The sequence below is a fragment of the Sedimentibacter sp. genome (assembly GCF_033447055.1).
GTDB lineage: Bacteria > Bacillota > Clostridia > Tissierellales > Sedimentibacteraceae > Sedimentibacter.
Genome location: NZ_JAWQJF010000126.1, coordinates 1 through 15,532, shown reverse-complemented (window position 1 = coordinate 15,532; position 15,532 = coordinate 1). Strand labels below are relative to the sequence as shown.

13 protein-coding genes and 1 other annotated feature are annotated in these 15,532 nt (G+C 31.6%); of the genes, 9 read left to right on the top strand and 4 right to left on the bottom strand.

Features of this window, described 5'->3' with window-relative positions; all coding sequences use genetic code 11:
- Positions 1-267 precede the first annotated feature (267 nt).
- Together SA378_RS08645 and SA378_RS08640 are read right to left on the bottom strand one after the other, a co-directional pair.
- Positions 268-1,986: an ABC transporter ATP-binding protein gene (locus SA378_RS08645; RefSeq protein WP_318525586.1), complete on the bottom strand. Its 1,719-nt coding sequence runs from the start codon at positions 1,984-1,986 to the stop codon at positions 268-270.
- Between the two features lie 24 nt (positions 1,987-2,010).
- Positions 2,011-2,385 (bottom strand): hypothetical protein, encoded by a 375-nt coding sequence (locus SA378_RS08640; protein WP_318525585.1) that lies wholly within the window; start codon positions 2,383-2,385, stop codon positions 2,011-2,013.
- 376 nt (positions 2,386-2,761) lie between these two features.
- Between SA378_RS08640 and SA378_RS08635 the strand changes: the two genes are divergently transcribed.
- Positions 2,762-3,499, top strand: a complete 738-nt coding sequence (locus tag SA378_RS08635; RefSeq protein ID WP_318525584.1) for a tRNA1(Val) (adenine(37)-N6)-methyltransferase — start codon at positions 2,762-2,764, stop codon at positions 3,497-3,499.
- 75 nt (positions 3,500-3,574) lie between these two features.
- Positions 3,575-3,790: a binding site (T-box leader), on the top strand.
- Positions 3,791-3,865: 75 nt separating this feature from the next.
- Positions 3,866-6,985: an isoleucine--tRNA ligase gene (ileS, locus tag SA378_RS08630; protein ID WP_318525583.1), complete on the top strand. Its 3,120-nt coding sequence runs from the start codon at positions 3,866-3,868 to the stop codon at positions 6,983-6,985.
- Positions 6,986-7,185: 200 nt separating this feature from the next.
- Here the strand turns inward: ileS and aroD are convergent, their stop codons facing one another.
- Positions 7,186-7,935, bottom strand: coding sequence for a type I 3-dehydroquinate dehydratase (gene aroD, locus SA378_RS08625; protein ID WP_318525582.1), 750 nt, complete (start codon positions 7,933-7,935; stop codon positions 7,186-7,188).
- A 268-nt stretch (positions 7,936-8,203) separates the two neighbouring features.
- Here aroD and ptsP point away from each other — a divergent pair, with 268 nt between their 5' ends.
- The 6 genes from ptsP (at position 8,204) to SA378_RS08595 (ending at position 14,502) form a co-directional block, all read left to right on the top strand.
- Positions 8,204-9,946, top strand: a complete 1,743-nt coding sequence (gene ptsP, locus SA378_RS08620) for a phosphoenolpyruvate--protein phosphotransferase (RefSeq protein WP_318525581.1) — start codon at positions 8,204-8,206, stop codon at positions 9,944-9,946.
- A 230-nt stretch (positions 9,947-10,176) separates the two neighbouring features.
- Entirely contained in the window at positions 10,177-10,680 is a 504-nt protein-coding gene (locus SA378_RS08615; protein ID WP_318525580.1) for a PaaI family thioesterase, read from the top strand.
- A 203-nt stretch (positions 10,681-10,883) separates the two neighbouring features.
- Positions 10,884-12,257, top strand: coding sequence for a 23S rRNA (uracil(1939)-C(5))-methyltransferase RlmD (gene rlmD / locus SA378_RS08610; RefSeq protein ID WP_318525579.1), 1,374 nt, complete (start codon positions 10,884-10,886; stop codon positions 12,255-12,257).
- Between the two features lie 212 nt (positions 12,258-12,469).
- Positions 12,470-12,724: a (2Fe-2S)-binding protein gene (locus SA378_RS08605; protein WP_318525578.1), complete on the top strand. Its 255-nt coding sequence runs from the start codon at positions 12,470-12,472 to the stop codon at positions 12,722-12,724.
- Positions 12,725-12,911: 187 nt separating this feature from the next.
- A complete protein-coding gene (locus SA378_RS08600) occupies positions 12,912-13,142 on the top strand; it encodes a hypothetical protein (protein WP_318525577.1) in 231 nt (76 codons plus the stop codon).
- Between the two features lie 136 nt (positions 13,143-13,278).
- Positions 13,279-14,502 carry an IS256 family transposase gene (locus SA378_RS08595; protein ID WP_318525576.1) on the top strand — a complete coding sequence of 408 codons (1,224 nt, stop codon included), beginning with the start codon at positions 13,279-13,281 and terminating at the stop codon, positions 14,500-14,502.
- 198 nt (positions 14,503-14,700) lie between these two features.
- Here the strand turns inward: SA378_RS08595 and SA378_RS08590 are convergent, their stop codons facing one another.
- Positions 14,701-14,973, bottom strand: a complete 273-nt coding sequence (locus SA378_RS08590) for a hypothetical protein (RefSeq protein ID WP_318525575.1) — start codon at positions 14,971-14,973, stop codon at positions 14,701-14,703.
- Between the two features lie 171 nt (positions 14,974-15,144).
- Here SA378_RS08590 and SA378_RS08585 point away from each other — a divergent pair.
- Positions 15,145-15,532, top strand: a 388-nt coding sequence (locus SA378_RS08585) for a hypothetical protein (RefSeq protein WP_318525574.1), incomplete at its 3' end; no start/stop codon positions are given.

Here is a 15,532-nt window from a genome sequence, read left to right as displayed (position 1 = left end):
GCGACGATTATCCTTGAACTATATTTTTGCGATTTTCTAGGTTCATATATACCTAATTTTTTTGACCTTGTTTTTCATAAGCTACTTTACACTATCTAATATTTAGTAGTTTATTATAATATGTTGCTTTAACAATATCAAGATTATTATTAAAGAAATTGCTTAATCTCAAAATACGAGGTGTAAAAGAAAAAATTTTATCGGCACAATTTATTCTTACACTGTATGCTTCAACGGGATGCATATTTTTATAAAGCTTATTCTCAATTAAGCTAAATTTTTAAATTGAGAATTATATAATTCAGCATATATACCGTTTGCTACAATTAATTCATCATGTCTTCCTTTTTCTTTGATTCCATTGTCAGTGATAACTATTATTTCATCTGCATTTTTAATTGTAGATAATCTGTGAGCTACAATAACGGTAGTTCTGCCTTTTGATAATTCTTCCAGAGAATTTTGAATCAACATTTCAGTGGCATTATCAAGCGCTGAAGTTGCTTCATCCAATATTAATATTGGCGGATTTTTCAAAAATACTCTCGCTATAGAAATTCTTTGTTTTTGACCACCGGATAACTTAACCCCTCTTTCGCCAATATAAGTGTCGTAGCCATCGGGAAGTGTCATTATAAAATCATGAATGTTAGCCATTTTTGCAGCTTGCTGTATTTCTTCTTTTGTAGCATCAAATCTTCCGCATTGTATGTTGTCGTATATTGTTCCCGTAAAGAGGAAAACATCCTGTTGAACAATTCCGATATTTTTCCTGAGTGATTTACGTGTAAAAGTTTTTATATCCATATTGTCTATTGAAATACTACCTTCTTCTGTTTCATAAAAGCGAGGTATCAAATGACAAAGAGTTGTTTTACCGCCTCCGGATGGTCCAACAAATGCTACAGTCTTGCCTGCTTCTATATTAAATGAAATATCTTTCAAAACTTCCTTGTGATTATCATAAGAAAAGGTTACATTGTCAAACTTTATGTCTCCCTTTACAGCATCAACATTCTTTGCGTCAGGTTCATCAATTTCAACATCTTTGTCCATTACTTCAATAAATCTCTTAAAACCTGATATACCAGACTGATATTGTTCTACAAAGTTGATGAGCTTTCTTATTGGATTTAAGAAATTGCTGATATATAATAAAAACGCAGCAAAATCTCCAAAGTTTATCCATCCTTTAAAGAAAAATATAGCTCCTGCACTTAGCACAAGAATATTCAAAAAGTCTATTATAAATGAAGAACCTACGTGAAATTCAGCCATTACTTTATAGGCTTTCGCTCGGGCTGCTTGAAATTTACTGTTATTCTTTTCGAATTTTTCTATTTCGTTTTCCTTGTTGCTGAATGCTTTAGAAACTCTGATTCCAGAAATGCTGTTTTCAATTGTGGCATTTACTTCACCTATGGTTACTCTTGTTTCCATAAATGTGTCTGCCATTCTTATTCTAAGCTTCATAGCTATAAAAATTAAAAATGGTATGACTGAAAAAACGATCAATGCAAGAGGTAAGTTTATTATACTTAAAATAGTGAAAGAACCAATTAACATTACTACAGAAATGAATAAATCTTCAGGTCCATGATGCGCCAATTCTGAAATATCCATTAGGTCATTTATTATTCTGGATGAAAGTGTACCTGTTTTATTTTCATCAAAGAACACAAACGGAAGATCCTGCAAATGTTCAAATATATCCTTTCTCATATTTGCCTGCATTATTACTCCCATTATGTGACCATAGTATGTTATGTAATAATTAAGACCAACCTTTAACACATATATTAATCCTAATGCAACAAGCCATGTAATCATTAAATTAAGTTGTTGTTCGGGCACATAAATATTTATAATATTTCTTGTAATTATTGGATAAAACAAATCACACACTGCAATGACAAATGCACAAATCATATCAATGATGAATATTTTTTTAACTGGTTTGTAATACGAAACAAATCTTTTAATCATATAATATGATTCTCCCTATCAAATTTAATTTTTGTTAAATAATTTAAAACATATGGCTGATAGAATAATATATATTGCAATTGCAGCCAGATTTAACATAAAAATATTAAGTAAACTTAATTTACTAAAATAACAAATAACAGCTATAATAACAAGTGATAAAAGCATAGCAATGTTTGAAATTTTTACAGGCTCTGTTTTCAAAAGTCTTTGACCTAAATCTTTCATGCTGCTGCTGTGCATAAACAAACTAAAAATTAATACAGGCGCTGCAAATTGAATATTTGTGCTTAAAATTGAGCATGCATGTGTAAATAAGAATATTCCGGCTGCTAGCATTGCGTAGTTCCACCACTTTTTTTTCTGCATTTCTCTAAGCCTTATTTTATTTGGATTCATAATTCACCTTCAAATTTATATTTATAATTTATATTAATAATATCATTATTTAATGTTTTTTACAATGTATAATAATTAAGTATAAATATTTTGCTTATTTGCACAATTGTGTTGTTTTTTGTGTTAATCAGGCTATTGTGTTGGTTTTGTATCATCTATTGACATTTAAAGGAAGATGTGTTAAACATAAATGTGCAATTGAATAATGATATAATTTCAACAACTTATTACAGACACGAATGTTTGATTCTAAAGGTTGAAAACACATAAATAATAATATTATTAATTTTCAGAAAAATATTTCAATAAAATTTAAAAATTGCAGACTTATTAATTAATGCTGTCATTGTTTTATAAAAACAGAAAGGTATTATTTATGGATATAACATTGAAAGAAAATGAAAAAGTAGAAGATTTGCAGTGCAAAGGATTAAGAATCATTCAAAATAAAAAATGGTTTTGTTTTGGAATGGATGCAGTTCTTCTAACTAATTACTGCGATATAAAAAATAATTCTAAAGTTGTGGATTTGGGTACAGGAACAGGTATCATTCCTATACTGTTAAGCGGTAAAAGAAATTATTCTAAAGCTTATGGTATAGAAATTCAGGAAGAAGTGGCGGAAATGGCCAAACGAAGCGTAGAACTCAATAAACTTCAAGATAAAATAGAAATATTGAATGCTGATTTGAAAAATGCTTCGGAATTTTTAGAGCCAAATTCATTTGATGCAGTAATTTCAAATCCTCCGTACAAGCTTAACAACAGTGGAATAATAAATCCGGAGGATAAAAAAGCAATATCAAGGCACGAAATAAAATGTTCACTTGAGGATGTCATAAGCACTGCAGCATTATTACTTAAACAATATGGACGTTTTTACATGGTTCACCGCCCTGACCGATTAGCAGATATAATTTGCTTATTAAGAAAATACAGGCTTGAGCCAAAGCAAATTCGCTTTGTTTATGCACATGTTCATGATAAGCCAAACATGGTGCTTATACGTGCTTCTAAACATGGAAATCCAGAACTCAAATTTGACAAGCCCTTATATATTTACGATGATGAAGGCAATTATACTGATGATGTATACAAAATTTATGGAATGTGAAAAAATGTGAAGAAATTCAATTTATTCCTTGACTTTAATTTCAATTTAATATATCATGATACAGAATATAATAATATAATGACAGTGATTGGAACAGTAGCTTCAGTAGAATTTAAAGAGAAATAATCAAATGGTGGGAGATTATAAATTCGAATGCAGTGAATATCATCCATGAGTTTAATTTCTGAAGTACCAGTAAGAAATTACGTATGAATGCGTTAAATTTTCGAGATACATATATTTAAAGTATTTATATGTAATTTGGGTGGTACCGCGGATTTCGTCCCATGTCTTTTGACATGGGACTTTATTTTTCATGTTATACACCAATCACACTGCATTATAAAAATTACACAGGAGGGAAAAATGAAATTATTCAAAGATATATCAAAAGCAGATTACAAAACTAATGAACATGAGATATCACAATATTGGAAAGAAATTGACCTTTTAAAACAAAGTGTTGAAACTCGTAAGGAAAAAGAGCCGTTTATATTTTATGAAGGACCGCCAACAGCCAATGGCAGACCGGGTATTCATCACGTTATAGCAAGAACATTAAAAGATTCAGTATGCAGATTCAAAACAATGGAAGGTTACCAGGTAAACAGAAAAGCAGGATGGGACACCCACGGACTTCCTGTTGAAATAGAAGTTGAGAAACAGTTAGGGCTTAATGACAAAACAGATATTGAAAATTACGGCATTGATAAGTTCAATGAAAAGTGCCGTGAATCTGTATTCACTTATGAAGGATTGTGGAGACAGATGACAGAGCGTATGGCTTACCTCATAGACCTTGACGATCCATACATCACATTGAACAATGATTATATTGAATCAGAGTGGTGGATACTTGACAATATGTTCAAAGACGGTCTCATGTATGAAGGGCACAAAATACTTCCATATTGCCCAAGATGCGGAACAGGTCTTGCATCTCACGAAGTTGCACAAGGATATGAAGAAATAAAAACAGTTACTGCATATGCTAAATTTAAGAAAAAAGGTGTAGATGAATATTTCCTTGCATGGACAACAACACCTTGGACTCTTTTATCCAATGTTGCATTGACTGTTCATCCTGAAGTTGATTATTTAAAAATAAAAATAGCTGATAAAGAAGATGCCAAAGGTGAAGTGTATTATATTTCAAAGCCTTTAGTAGATAAAGTTATTAAAGATGAGTATGAAGTACTTGAAGAAATGAAAGGTAAGGACATGGAGTTCATGGAATATGAACAACTGATGCCTTATGTTAAAGTTGACAAAAAAGCATTCTTCGTTACATGTGCAGATTATGTAACAACAGAAGATGGTACAGGTATAGTTCATACAGCACCTGCTTTTGGAGAAGACGACTACAATACTGGAGCAAGATATAATTTGCCTGTTGTAAATCCTGTTGATGATTCCGGAAAATTCAGAGGAACTCCTTGGGCAGATATGTTTGTAATGGATGCAGATGCACCAATTTTGGCTTGGCTTAAAGAAAATGGAAAACTGTTCAGGAAAGAACCGGTTCTTCACAACTATCCTCACTGCTGGAGATGCCATACACCTCTTTTGTATTACGCTAGACCAAGCTGGTACATTCAGATGACAAAGCTTAAAGATCAACTTATAGAAAACAACAATTCAGTTGAATGGTATCCGGATTTTGTTGGTGAGAAACGTTTTGGTAACTGGCTTGAAAATTTAAATGACTGGGCAATATCAAGAAGCCGTTATTGGGGAACTCCGCTTCCTCTTTGGAGATGTGAATGCGGTCATGTTGAAAGCATAGGCTCAAGAAAAGAATTAGTTGAGAAGGCTATTGAAGAAATTGATGAAAGCATTGATCTTCACAGACCATACGTTGACGATGTTCATATTGTATGCCCTAAATGCGGCAAGCATATGACAAGGGTTAAAGATGTTATCGACTGCTGGTTTGACTCAGGAGCAATGCCTTACTCACAATGGCACTATCCTTTTGAAAACAAGGAAAACTTCAAAGAATTATTCCCGGCAGACTTCATTTGTGAAGGAATAGATCAGACAAGGGGATGGTTTTATTCATTAATTGCAATATCAACATATGTAATGGGCAAATCACCATACAAGAGAGTATTGGTAAATGATTTGGTTCTTGATAAATTCGGAAAGAAGATGTCAAAATCAAGAGGGAATACAGTTGACCCGTTTGATTTGTTCGACAGATACGGTGCAGATGCTTTGAGATGGTATTTGTTGTTTGTATCACCTGCATGGTCTCCAACTAAGTTTGACGAAGATGGCCTCAAGGAAGTGCTGAGCAAGTTCTTTGGAACAATTAAGAATGTATATACTTTCTTTGCTTTGTATGCAAATACAGATTCAATCAATCCAAAGGAATTCTTTGTTGAATACAAAGACAGACCTGAGCTGGACAGATGGATAATCTCAAAGTACAACAATCTTGTTAAATTTGTTCGTGAAAGCATGGCTGTATACGACCACAACAAGACAGTTAGAGCAATTCAGGAATTTGTAAATGAAGATTTGTCAAACTGGTACATCAGACGTTCAAGAAGAAGATTCTGGGTTACTGAACTTACTGAAGATAAGAAGGCTGTATACAATACAACTTATGAAATATTGGTTGGCATAGCACAGCTTACTGCACCATTTGCACCTTATTTATCAGAAGAATTATACAGAAATCTCACAAATGAAACATCAGTACATTTAAGCTACTATCCGGAAGCTAATGAAGATTTAATAGATGAAAATGTTGAAAAGAGAATGGACCTTGTAAAAGATCTTGTGAAATTAGGAAGAGCTTCAAGAGAAAATGCAAAAATTAAAGTTAGACAGCCAATAAGAAGAATTCATATTGACGGCAAGTACCATGATTTAATATTTGACTTAGTTCCCCTTATTAAGGAAGAATTAAATGTTAAGGAAGTAGTATTTGAACATGACTTAAATGAATTCATGGATTTCTCATTAAAGCCGAACTTCAAGGTTGCAGGTCCTAAGCTTGGAGGCAATGTTAAAGCATTTGCAGGCGTATTAGCTAAAGCTGATTCTTTGGAAATAATATCTAAAGTTCAGTCAGGACAAAAGTATGGACTGACAGTGAATGGGGAAACAGTAGAACTTGATGAGGAAATTTTAGATATTCGTATATCTGCTAAAGAAGGATATGATGTTTCAACAGCTAACAACTTGTTTACAATCATAGACACAAAATTAACAGAGGAATTAATAAATGAAGGTTATGCTCGTGAATTTATATCAAAGGTTCAACAGATGAGGAAGAACAACGGATATGAAATGATGGACAGAATAAACATATTCTACAACGGTTCAGAAGAAATTGACAGAGCTGTTAAAGAGTATGAAGACTTTATTAAGAGCGAGACACTGGCTGATTCAGTAGAAAAATCAGATGATACTATGGAAGTTCATAATTTAAATGGTATTGATACAGGAATGAAACTGGAAAAAATAAGCAGATGATGCAAATCTTCGATTTGGTGTCAGTCGCTTATCCTGAACGAAGTGAAGGATCTCATGCTTTGATGATGCAAATCTTTGATTTGATGTAGTATTTTGTAAGGTAATTGAAATGTAAAATGTGGTATAATTATAAGTTATACCACATTTTTTTAGAAATTTATGCTAATGTATTTGCTATTACTGTTGACTGTTTTAAGAAATCAACTGTTATGAAACAAATTTAAAATATCTCTAGTGTTTTTAGCATTTACCTGTCCCGGTGCAGATAGATTTTTTACTGTAGCAAATGTCATGCATGAGCCGAACAATTCACCGGTCAATCTTGTTATAACTCCAAGAGATCCCATTGACATTGTTATACATGGTTTTTTTCTTTTTTTTATTTCCAATGTAGCAGAAAGAAGTGTAAGCACATCTTCCTCAGAATTTGGCATTACTGCTATCTTTGCAATGTCTGCTCCATATTCCTGCATTTTAACCAATCTTCCAATTATTTCTTCTTTCGGCGGTGTCTTAAAAAAATCATGATTTGACATAATTACTTTAACTTGATGTTTTTTTGCAAATTTTATAATTTTTTTTATTTTCTCGTCATTGCTGAAAAGTTCAATGTCTACGAGGTCAATTAATCTGCTTTCAATAGCATTATAATTAAGTCTAAAGTAGTTATCTTCAGAAATGTCACATGTTCCGCCTTCTTTTTTTGTTCTGAATGTAAATAAAAGAGGCTTGTAATAAATTTTTCTTATGTTTTCCAGAAGATTTTTCACCTTAGAAGAATCATTTACATTTTCAAAAAAATCTATTCTTAATTCTGCCAAATCGTAATCTACTGTTTTCAAGTTATCAATTTCATTTAAAATTTGTCTTTCATTAACACCTGTTAATGGTATACAAATTTTCGGAGCACCTTCATTGAACGTTACATTTTTAATCTGCAGTTTTTCCACAGTCAATCTCCTAAAAAGAATTATTTTCTTAATTTTTATACTGTTTATTATATATTAAAATTTAAATAAAATAAATACAATTTTAGCTATGCTGTGGAGTTTGGGATAAGTATATAGCTTTTTCAACGATGAAAACATTACCACAAAATGTGTTGAAATTTCAATATTATTTATTGACAATGAATTGCTTTGCGTAATATAATTATATAAATTGGGTGCAGAGTATCTTTCTGCAATTTATTTTATGCAGCTGAAAGGTAGTGAGTTTATGAAAGGTTTAGGTGTCTCACCAGGCATTGGAATAGGGAAGGCTTTTTTAATTGATAAAAAATCAATGAATATAGAAAAAATTCATGTTATTGATACAGATACGGAAGTAAGCAGGCTTATAAATGCTATGGAAGTTGGTAAAAGTGAATTAAATGAATTATATTTAAAAACGCTGGAAGAAGTTGGCGAGAAAGAAGCACAAATTTTTAAGTCTCACGAAATGATGTTAGAAGATGATACATTTATATCGGAAGTTGAAATCAAAATAAGAAAAGAAAACATCAATGCAGAATACGCTTTAAATGAAATTTCAAATGCTTATATTAAGATGTTTGAGAATATAGAAGATGAATATCTTAGAGAAAGAGCAGAAGATATCAGAGATGTAATGACAAGGGTTATAAAAATACTTTTGGGTATTAAAATTACAGATTATTCCCATATTGAAGAAAACTCTATAATAATAGCGAAGGATTTAACACCTTCAGACACAGCTCAAATTGATAAAAGAAGAGTTTCTGCAATGATAACAGAAATGGGAGGAAAGACATCTCATGCTGCTATTATTGCCAGAATTATGGGAATACCGACAGTTGTAGGGCTTGAAAATATAACCTGTAAAATTAAAAAAAATGATTTGGTTATATGTGATGGAAAATCAGGGAAAGTCCTAATAAATCCGAATGAAAAACAATTAAAATATTATATTCAAAAGAAATCTAAAGAAGAAGAAATCGAAAGTGAGTTAAAAAAACAGATAAATCTTCCAACAGTTTCAAAGGATGGATTTGTAATATCATTGTCAGCAAATATTGGAACACCGCGTGATGTTGATAGTGTTTTAGAAAACGATGCTGAAGGAATCGGCTTATTTAGAAGTGAATTTATTTTTATGAACAGGGAACTTCAGCCAACAGAGGACGAACAGTTTGAGGAATACAAGGAAGTCCTTGTTAAGATGGGAAACAAGCCTGTTATTATAAGGACATTGGATATAGGTGGAGACAAAGACGTACCATATATTGATATACCAAAAGAGATGAATCCATTTTTGGGTTACCGGGCAATCAGGCTTTGTCTCGGGAATGTTGAAGTTTTCAGAACTCAGCTCAGAGCCATATTAAGAGCAAGTATTTATGGAAATGTAAAAATTATGTTTCCTATGATATCTACAATGAAGGAATTAAAAGATTCAAAGAAGATTTTAGAGGAAGCTAAGAAAGAGCTTAGGAAAAAAGGAATACCATATAAAGAAAACATAGAAATAGGAATTATGATAGAAATTCCATCAGCTGCAATTATTTCAGACCTTTTAGCTAAAGAAGTGGACTTTTTCAGTATTGGCACAAATGATTTGATACAATATACGTTAGCTGTTGACAGAATGAATTCAAAATTATCTCATTTGTACAGCCAGTATCATCCTGCGTTGCTTCGTTTAATAAAAAATGTTATAGAAAATGCTCACAAAGCAGGCATCTGGGTAGGTATGTGCGGTGAGGCTTCAGGAGATCCAAAACTTATTCCTGTTCTTCTTGGAATGGGGTTGGATGAATTCAGCATGAATGCACCATCAATTTTAAAATCAAGATATATAATAAGAGGCTTGAATAAAAAAGAAATGGAACAAGTTGCAACAAACACTTTAGATATGGAAAATGCAATTGAAGTTGAAGATTACTTAAGCTGCTTGTTTGCAGATGAAAATGAAAATTATTTGAAAAGGTGCAAAACCCCTTGATAGCGATATAATAATAATGGGTCCACCCACATATTACTGAAATGTCTCATGAGTTATGAAAGTAATGACTAAAAAACTTTTAGAAATATAAACACAACATTAACGACAAAACCAAAAAGGGTGGAGTCGTTTTTATGTATAGCAATAATTGACTAAAATTCACTATTATTGTATTATATTAATATTATAACAGAAATTAAAGTCGGATTTAAAAGAATAGAGGGAATATGATGAAATATAAAGTTAACAAAAAACAACTGGTGAGCAAAGATTGTTTTGTTTGCGGTACTGAAAATCAAGGATCATTGAGAAGCAAATTTTATGAACTTGAAAATGGCGAACTCATGTCAATTTCGACTCCAATGCAGATACATCAAAGTTATCCTGACAGAATGCACGGTGGTGTTAATTCGGCCATACTTGATGAAGTGATTGGAAGAGCTATAATGATTGATGAACCTGATGCATGGGGAGTAACAGTTGAGCTTACAATAAAATATAAGAAGCCTGTTCCACTAGATAATCCTGTTAAAGCTGTTGCAAGAATTACACGCAATACAAGATTGATTTTTGAAGGAACAGGAGAAATATTGCTGGAAGATGGAAGCATAGCAGCAACAGGATATGCAAAATATGTAAAAATGACTATTGAAAAGTTAGCTAATGATACAGGGGCCGATGATTCTCTAATGATAGAAGATGTTACACAAGCACCGGCAGAGGTGGAAATATAAGGTTGGGAAACGAAGACTGCTAAAAAAGTATATTTATGTCATCCTGAGCGATAGCGAAGGATCTAATCTTTATTGAAAATATGAGATTCTTCGGCTACGTCTCAGAATGACACGCAAAAAAGTATAGTTTTATAGTTGCCACGGAAAGACCTTCGTGTCGTTCCGTCTATTATCAACAATTAATTTTATGAACAGGAGTACAAATGAAAAAAAACGATATAATTGAAGTAACAATAAATGATATAAAATTTCCTAATATAGGAAAAGCGAATTTTGAAGGCAAAAACATAAAAATAAAAAATACTATTCCGGGACAAAAAGTGAAAGCAAAAGTAAGCCGCTCCAGAAAAGACAGCGCTGAAGCAAAATTAATTGAAGTTATTAAACATGCTGATTATGAACAACAGCCATTGTGTGAACACTTTAATTTGTGCGGAGGATGTGCTTATCAAAATGTTCCTTACGAAAAACAACTTGAATTTAAATCAAGCCAAGTTAAGTCAATTATAGATGGTGTGTTGACTGAACCTTATGAATTCCTTCCCATAGTTCCAAGCCCTAAAATGACTGAATACAGAAATAAAATGGAGTTTTCTTTTGGAGATGAAATAAAAGACGGACCGTTGTCTTTGGGAATGCACAGAAGAAACAGCTTTCATAGCATTGTAAACACAAAAGGGTGCTTAATTGTCAATGAAGATTTTCGACAGATTTTATGTCAAATACTGGATTATTTCCAAGGAAATAGTCAAACTTATTACCATAAAACAACTAAAATTGGTTTTTTAAGGTATTTATTAGTGAGAAAGACAGAAAAAACGGGACAAATTTTAATTAATTTGATTACAACAAGCCAAAGCACATTAAATGAAAAAGAATTTGTGGACTTAATATTAAATTTAAAATTAAAAGGCGAAGTGAAATGTATTGCTCATTCCGTATTTGACGGAGTAGCCGATGTTGCAAGAGCAGATGATATGAAAATTCTTTACGGAGAAGATAAAATTACAGAAGAACTTCTGGGACTTTATTTTAATATTTCTTCATTTTCATTTTTCCAAACAAATTCACTTGGTGCAGAAAAATTATATTCAATAGTTAGAGATTTTATAGGAACAACAAAAGATAAAGTAATATTTGACTTGTATTCAGGAACAGGAACCATAGGACAAATATTGTCGCCATCAGCAAAAAAAGTAATCGGCATTGAAATAGTTGAAGAAGCTGTAAAAAAAGCCAATGAAAATGCAAAACTGAACAATCTTGACAACTGTACATTTATTGCAGGAGATGTTCTCAATAAAATAGATGAATTGGAGGATAAACCGGACATAATAGTTCTTGACCCCCCAAGAGAAGGAATACATCCAAAAGCAATTCAAAAAATAATAGACTACAAACCTGAGACATTCATTTACATTTCATGTAAGCCCACATCCCTGGAAAATGACTTGCCATATTTTCTGGATAATGGCTACAAAGTTGAAAAAGTCCAGTGTGTAGACATGTTTCCAATGACACCGCACGTAGAAACGATAATTCTGATGACGTATTGTGGTTTTAAGGGTGAAAAATAGGTTTTGACCACAATATGTTGTGGTTTGAGAGCAAAAATCGAGCAAAAAAACGGACAAAAAACATCGATTTTTCACCCCAAAAAAAGGGCGAAAATATAGATGACATAGTAAAAAATTAAATATTCATATGATTTTAGTTATGATTTTTAAGTGTAAAAGAATAATAACTATTTTTGAAATAGAATAGAAATATTATAAAATTGGAGGACAATATGGACGAAAATAAATGTAGCTGTTGTAGTGAGGAAGTTAATAATGTAGTAATCGGTGAATATGTTTGCTACTGTAACCATGTTTCAGAACAAGATATTATTCAGGCAATCGAAAACGGTGCAACTACAGTTGAGAGTGTAATAAAAGTAACCGGTGCAATGAAAAATAGTAATTGCGCGGTAAATAATCCAAAAGGCACATGTTGTTATCCAGATATTGTTTATGTTTTCAATAAATATAGAAAGATTATATAAGATGAGATTGATGTTTTGTGTTTTGGAGCAACTTCTTAATAATATCAATAGAGATGGGTATAGTTTCTACTAAAAAGTAAGAATCATTTATACAAGCATTAATATATAAAATATCAATTAATAGCTGTTTCTTATATTTTGAAAGAAATATGCCGAGAGGATGATATTATATGTCGAGTTGGCGGAGATGAATTGTAATTTTCTTTCACAAACAGATGTGGAAACAACTGATAAAACAAGGAGCCGAATAAAACAAGCAGTATCGAAAACAAAAATAGAGTATGTTATTATATATATATCAATAGGTTATGCTATTAAATCCAGGACTGATGAATATATATCAGAAGTTCATAAACTTGCAGATAATAGGACGTATAGTGAAGAATTCAATAGATTGATTTTTTTTATTAAAGAATGAAAGTTAAAAAAACACTATTTTTTAGGAAACATTTTAAAAAGTAGTGTTTTATTGAGACTGTGAAGAAAAGTCTGTAAATTTAATTTGAACTAATAGCCTTCTATGGTAAAATAAAAAATCATAGGAGGCTATTTTTATGGCAAAGAGAAGAACAAATTTATCAGAGGGAAAACAAAATATCATAGCAGCTTTAATAAATGAATATGACATTAAATCTGCAGAAGACATTCAAGATGCTCTTAAAGATCTTTTAGGCGGAACAGTGCAAAGTATGCTTGAGGCAGAAATGGACAACCATCTTGGATATGAACCATATGAACGTTCAGAAAACAGTAATGCACGTAATGGACGAAAATCAAAAACAATCAGAAGTAAGTATGGAGAAATGGAAATTGATGTACCCCAGGATAGAGAGTCGTCTTTCGAACCACAAATAGTAAAAAAACGTCAGAAAGATATTTCTCAAATTGAAGAAAAAATAATTGCTATGTATGCCAAAGGACTTTCTACAAGACAGATTTCAGAGCAAATTGAGGATATTTACGGTTTTGAAGTAAGCGAAGGATTAGTGTCTGATGTGACAAATAAATTTCTCCCTGAAATTGAAGATTGGCAGCAACGTCCTCTTTCAAACGTTTATCCGATTGTATTCATTGATGCAGTTCATTTTTCAGTACGTGAAAATAATGTAGTAAAAAAGCTTGCTGCATATGTAATTTTAGGAATTAATGATGAAGGTCATAAAGAAGTAATAAGCCTTCAAATAGGACAAAATGAAAGCAGTAAATATTGGTTGGGAGTTCTAAATGAACTTAAAAATCGTGGAGTAAATGATATTTTAATCCTTTGTGCAGACGGACTTAGTGGAATGAAGGAAGCTGTAAATGTTGCATATCCAAATACTGAATACCAACGTTGCATAGTTCACCAGGTTAGAAACACATTAAAATATGTGGCAGATAAAGATAAGAAAAAATTTGCAGCTGATCTTAAAACTATTTATCAAGCTCCAAGTGAAACTTTAGCACATAATCGAATGGAAGAAATCACTGAAAAGTGGGAAAAAATTTATCCTAATGCTATGAGAAGTTGGTCAACAAATTGGGATGTAATTAGCCCAATTTTCAAATTCTCTACAGATGTTAGAAAAATCATATATACTACAAATGCTATAGAAAGTTTAAACAGCACATACCGCAGATTAAACCGCCAGAGAAGCGTATTTCCAAATGATACAGCTTTACTTAAAGCATTATATTTAGCTACTTTTGAAGCTACGAAAAAATGGACAATGCCTCTAAGAAACTGGGGAAAAGTTTATGGTGAACTTTCAATCATGTATGAAGGAAGATTGAAATAGCCTAAGTTTACTATTGATTAAATAAAAAAAACACCCATTTATTAGGGTGATATTGACATGTAATAAATCATATTCTATACTGTTAGTAAGCAAGTATGCTTGTCATATAAGCATACTTGCCATAAAAAATTTATCATAGAATGCTATTTTACAGAGATTATTTCACACTCTCGTTTTATTGTTGAATTTTTATTGATTTTATATTTCATTTTTTTTCAGTAAGATTTCGATATTTGTTAATTTAGCTTCTATTCTTGCCAGGTAGTCAACTATTTCTTTTAGTAAATTCTCGCTTTTTTCATTATTTACTGGCTTATTTAGTTGATTCCAATAGGTTGATTTCTTAAAAGTCTGACTGTTGGAATCTTTCACCTGCTGCTCTAACTTTCTTATTTCATCTATAACATTATTTTGTCGAATGGGTATTGAATCCTTTTCTTCATATGGTTTTTCATTGTCGATTATATCCATATAACTAACTCCTATACTATTATTTTCATATTACTATTTATATTCATCAAATTTCATTATTATTCTTACTTTGAACTGATTTTAACATATAAATATAAAGAATATTTATATTCTTGACTATGTAGCAGTTTTTTTTACTCTACATAGAATATATAGCGAGGAGGGGTATATTTGAAACCAAATTATTCTAAAATTTCTAAAATAAATGTAACTTATAATAATATAAGTATTAACACTAAAGAAAAACCTGAAGAAATATACATATTAGATAATATGGAATATTCAGTTTCTTCAAATAATATTGAAAAACAAGAAATAGATGATGTTTCAGCATCTATGGCTGAAGATGATGCTCTTAATGAAGAAACAATATCATTAATGGACAATGAGCAAACAGTAACAGAAGGACAAGGTATAGACCATATGGATAATAATGTTGAAGCAGTTCCACAATCAGGTGCTGAACATTCAGATTTAGATACTCCGCCAGCCGATGTTGCGGAACAAGTAATTATTGAAGAAGTAAACAATACAGAAGATATAGAATTTATGGATAATC

Bases quoted from the DNA above. Each gene is read 5' to 3' on its own strand.
- SA378_RS08645 (WP_318525586.1), bottom strand. From the start codon at position 1,986: ATGATTAAAAGATTTGTTTCGTATTACAAACCAGTTAAAAAAATATTC.
- SA378_RS08640 (WP_318525585.1), bottom strand. From the start codon at position 2,385: ATGAATCCAAATAAAATAAGGCTTAGAGAAATGCAGAAAAAAAAGTGG.
- SA378_RS08635 (WP_318525584.1), top strand. From the start codon at position 2,762: ATGGATATAACATTGAAAGAAAATGAAAAAGTAGAAGATTTGCAGTGC.
- ileS (WP_318525583.1), top strand. From the start codon at position 3,866: ATGAAATTATTCAAAGATATATCAAAAGCAGATTACAAAACTAATGAA.
- ptsP (WP_318525581.1), top strand. From the start codon at position 8,204: ATGAAAGGTTTAGGTGTCTCACCAGGCATTGGAATAGGGAAGGCTTTT.
- SA378_RS08615 (WP_318525580.1), top strand. From the start codon at position 10,177: ATGAAATATAAAGTTAACAAAAAACAACTGGTGAGCAAAGATTGTTTT.
- rlmD (WP_318525579.1), top strand. From the start codon at position 10,884: ATGAAAAAAAACGATATAATTGAAGTAACAATAAATGATATAAAATTT.
- SA378_RS08605 (WP_318525578.1), top strand. From the start codon at position 12,470: ATGGACGAAAATAAATGTAGCTGTTGTAGTGAGGAAGTTAATAATGTA.
- SA378_RS08600 (WP_318525577.1), top strand. From the start codon at position 12,912: ATGAATTGTAATTTTCTTTCACAAACAGATGTGGAAACAACTGATAAA.
- SA378_RS08595 (WP_318525576.1), top strand. From the start codon at position 13,279: ATGGCAAAGAGAAGAACAAATTTATCAGAGGGAAAACAAAATATCATA.
- SA378_RS08590 (WP_318525575.1), bottom strand. From the start codon at position 14,973: ATGGATATAATCGACAATGAAAAACCATATGAAGAAAAGGATTCAATA.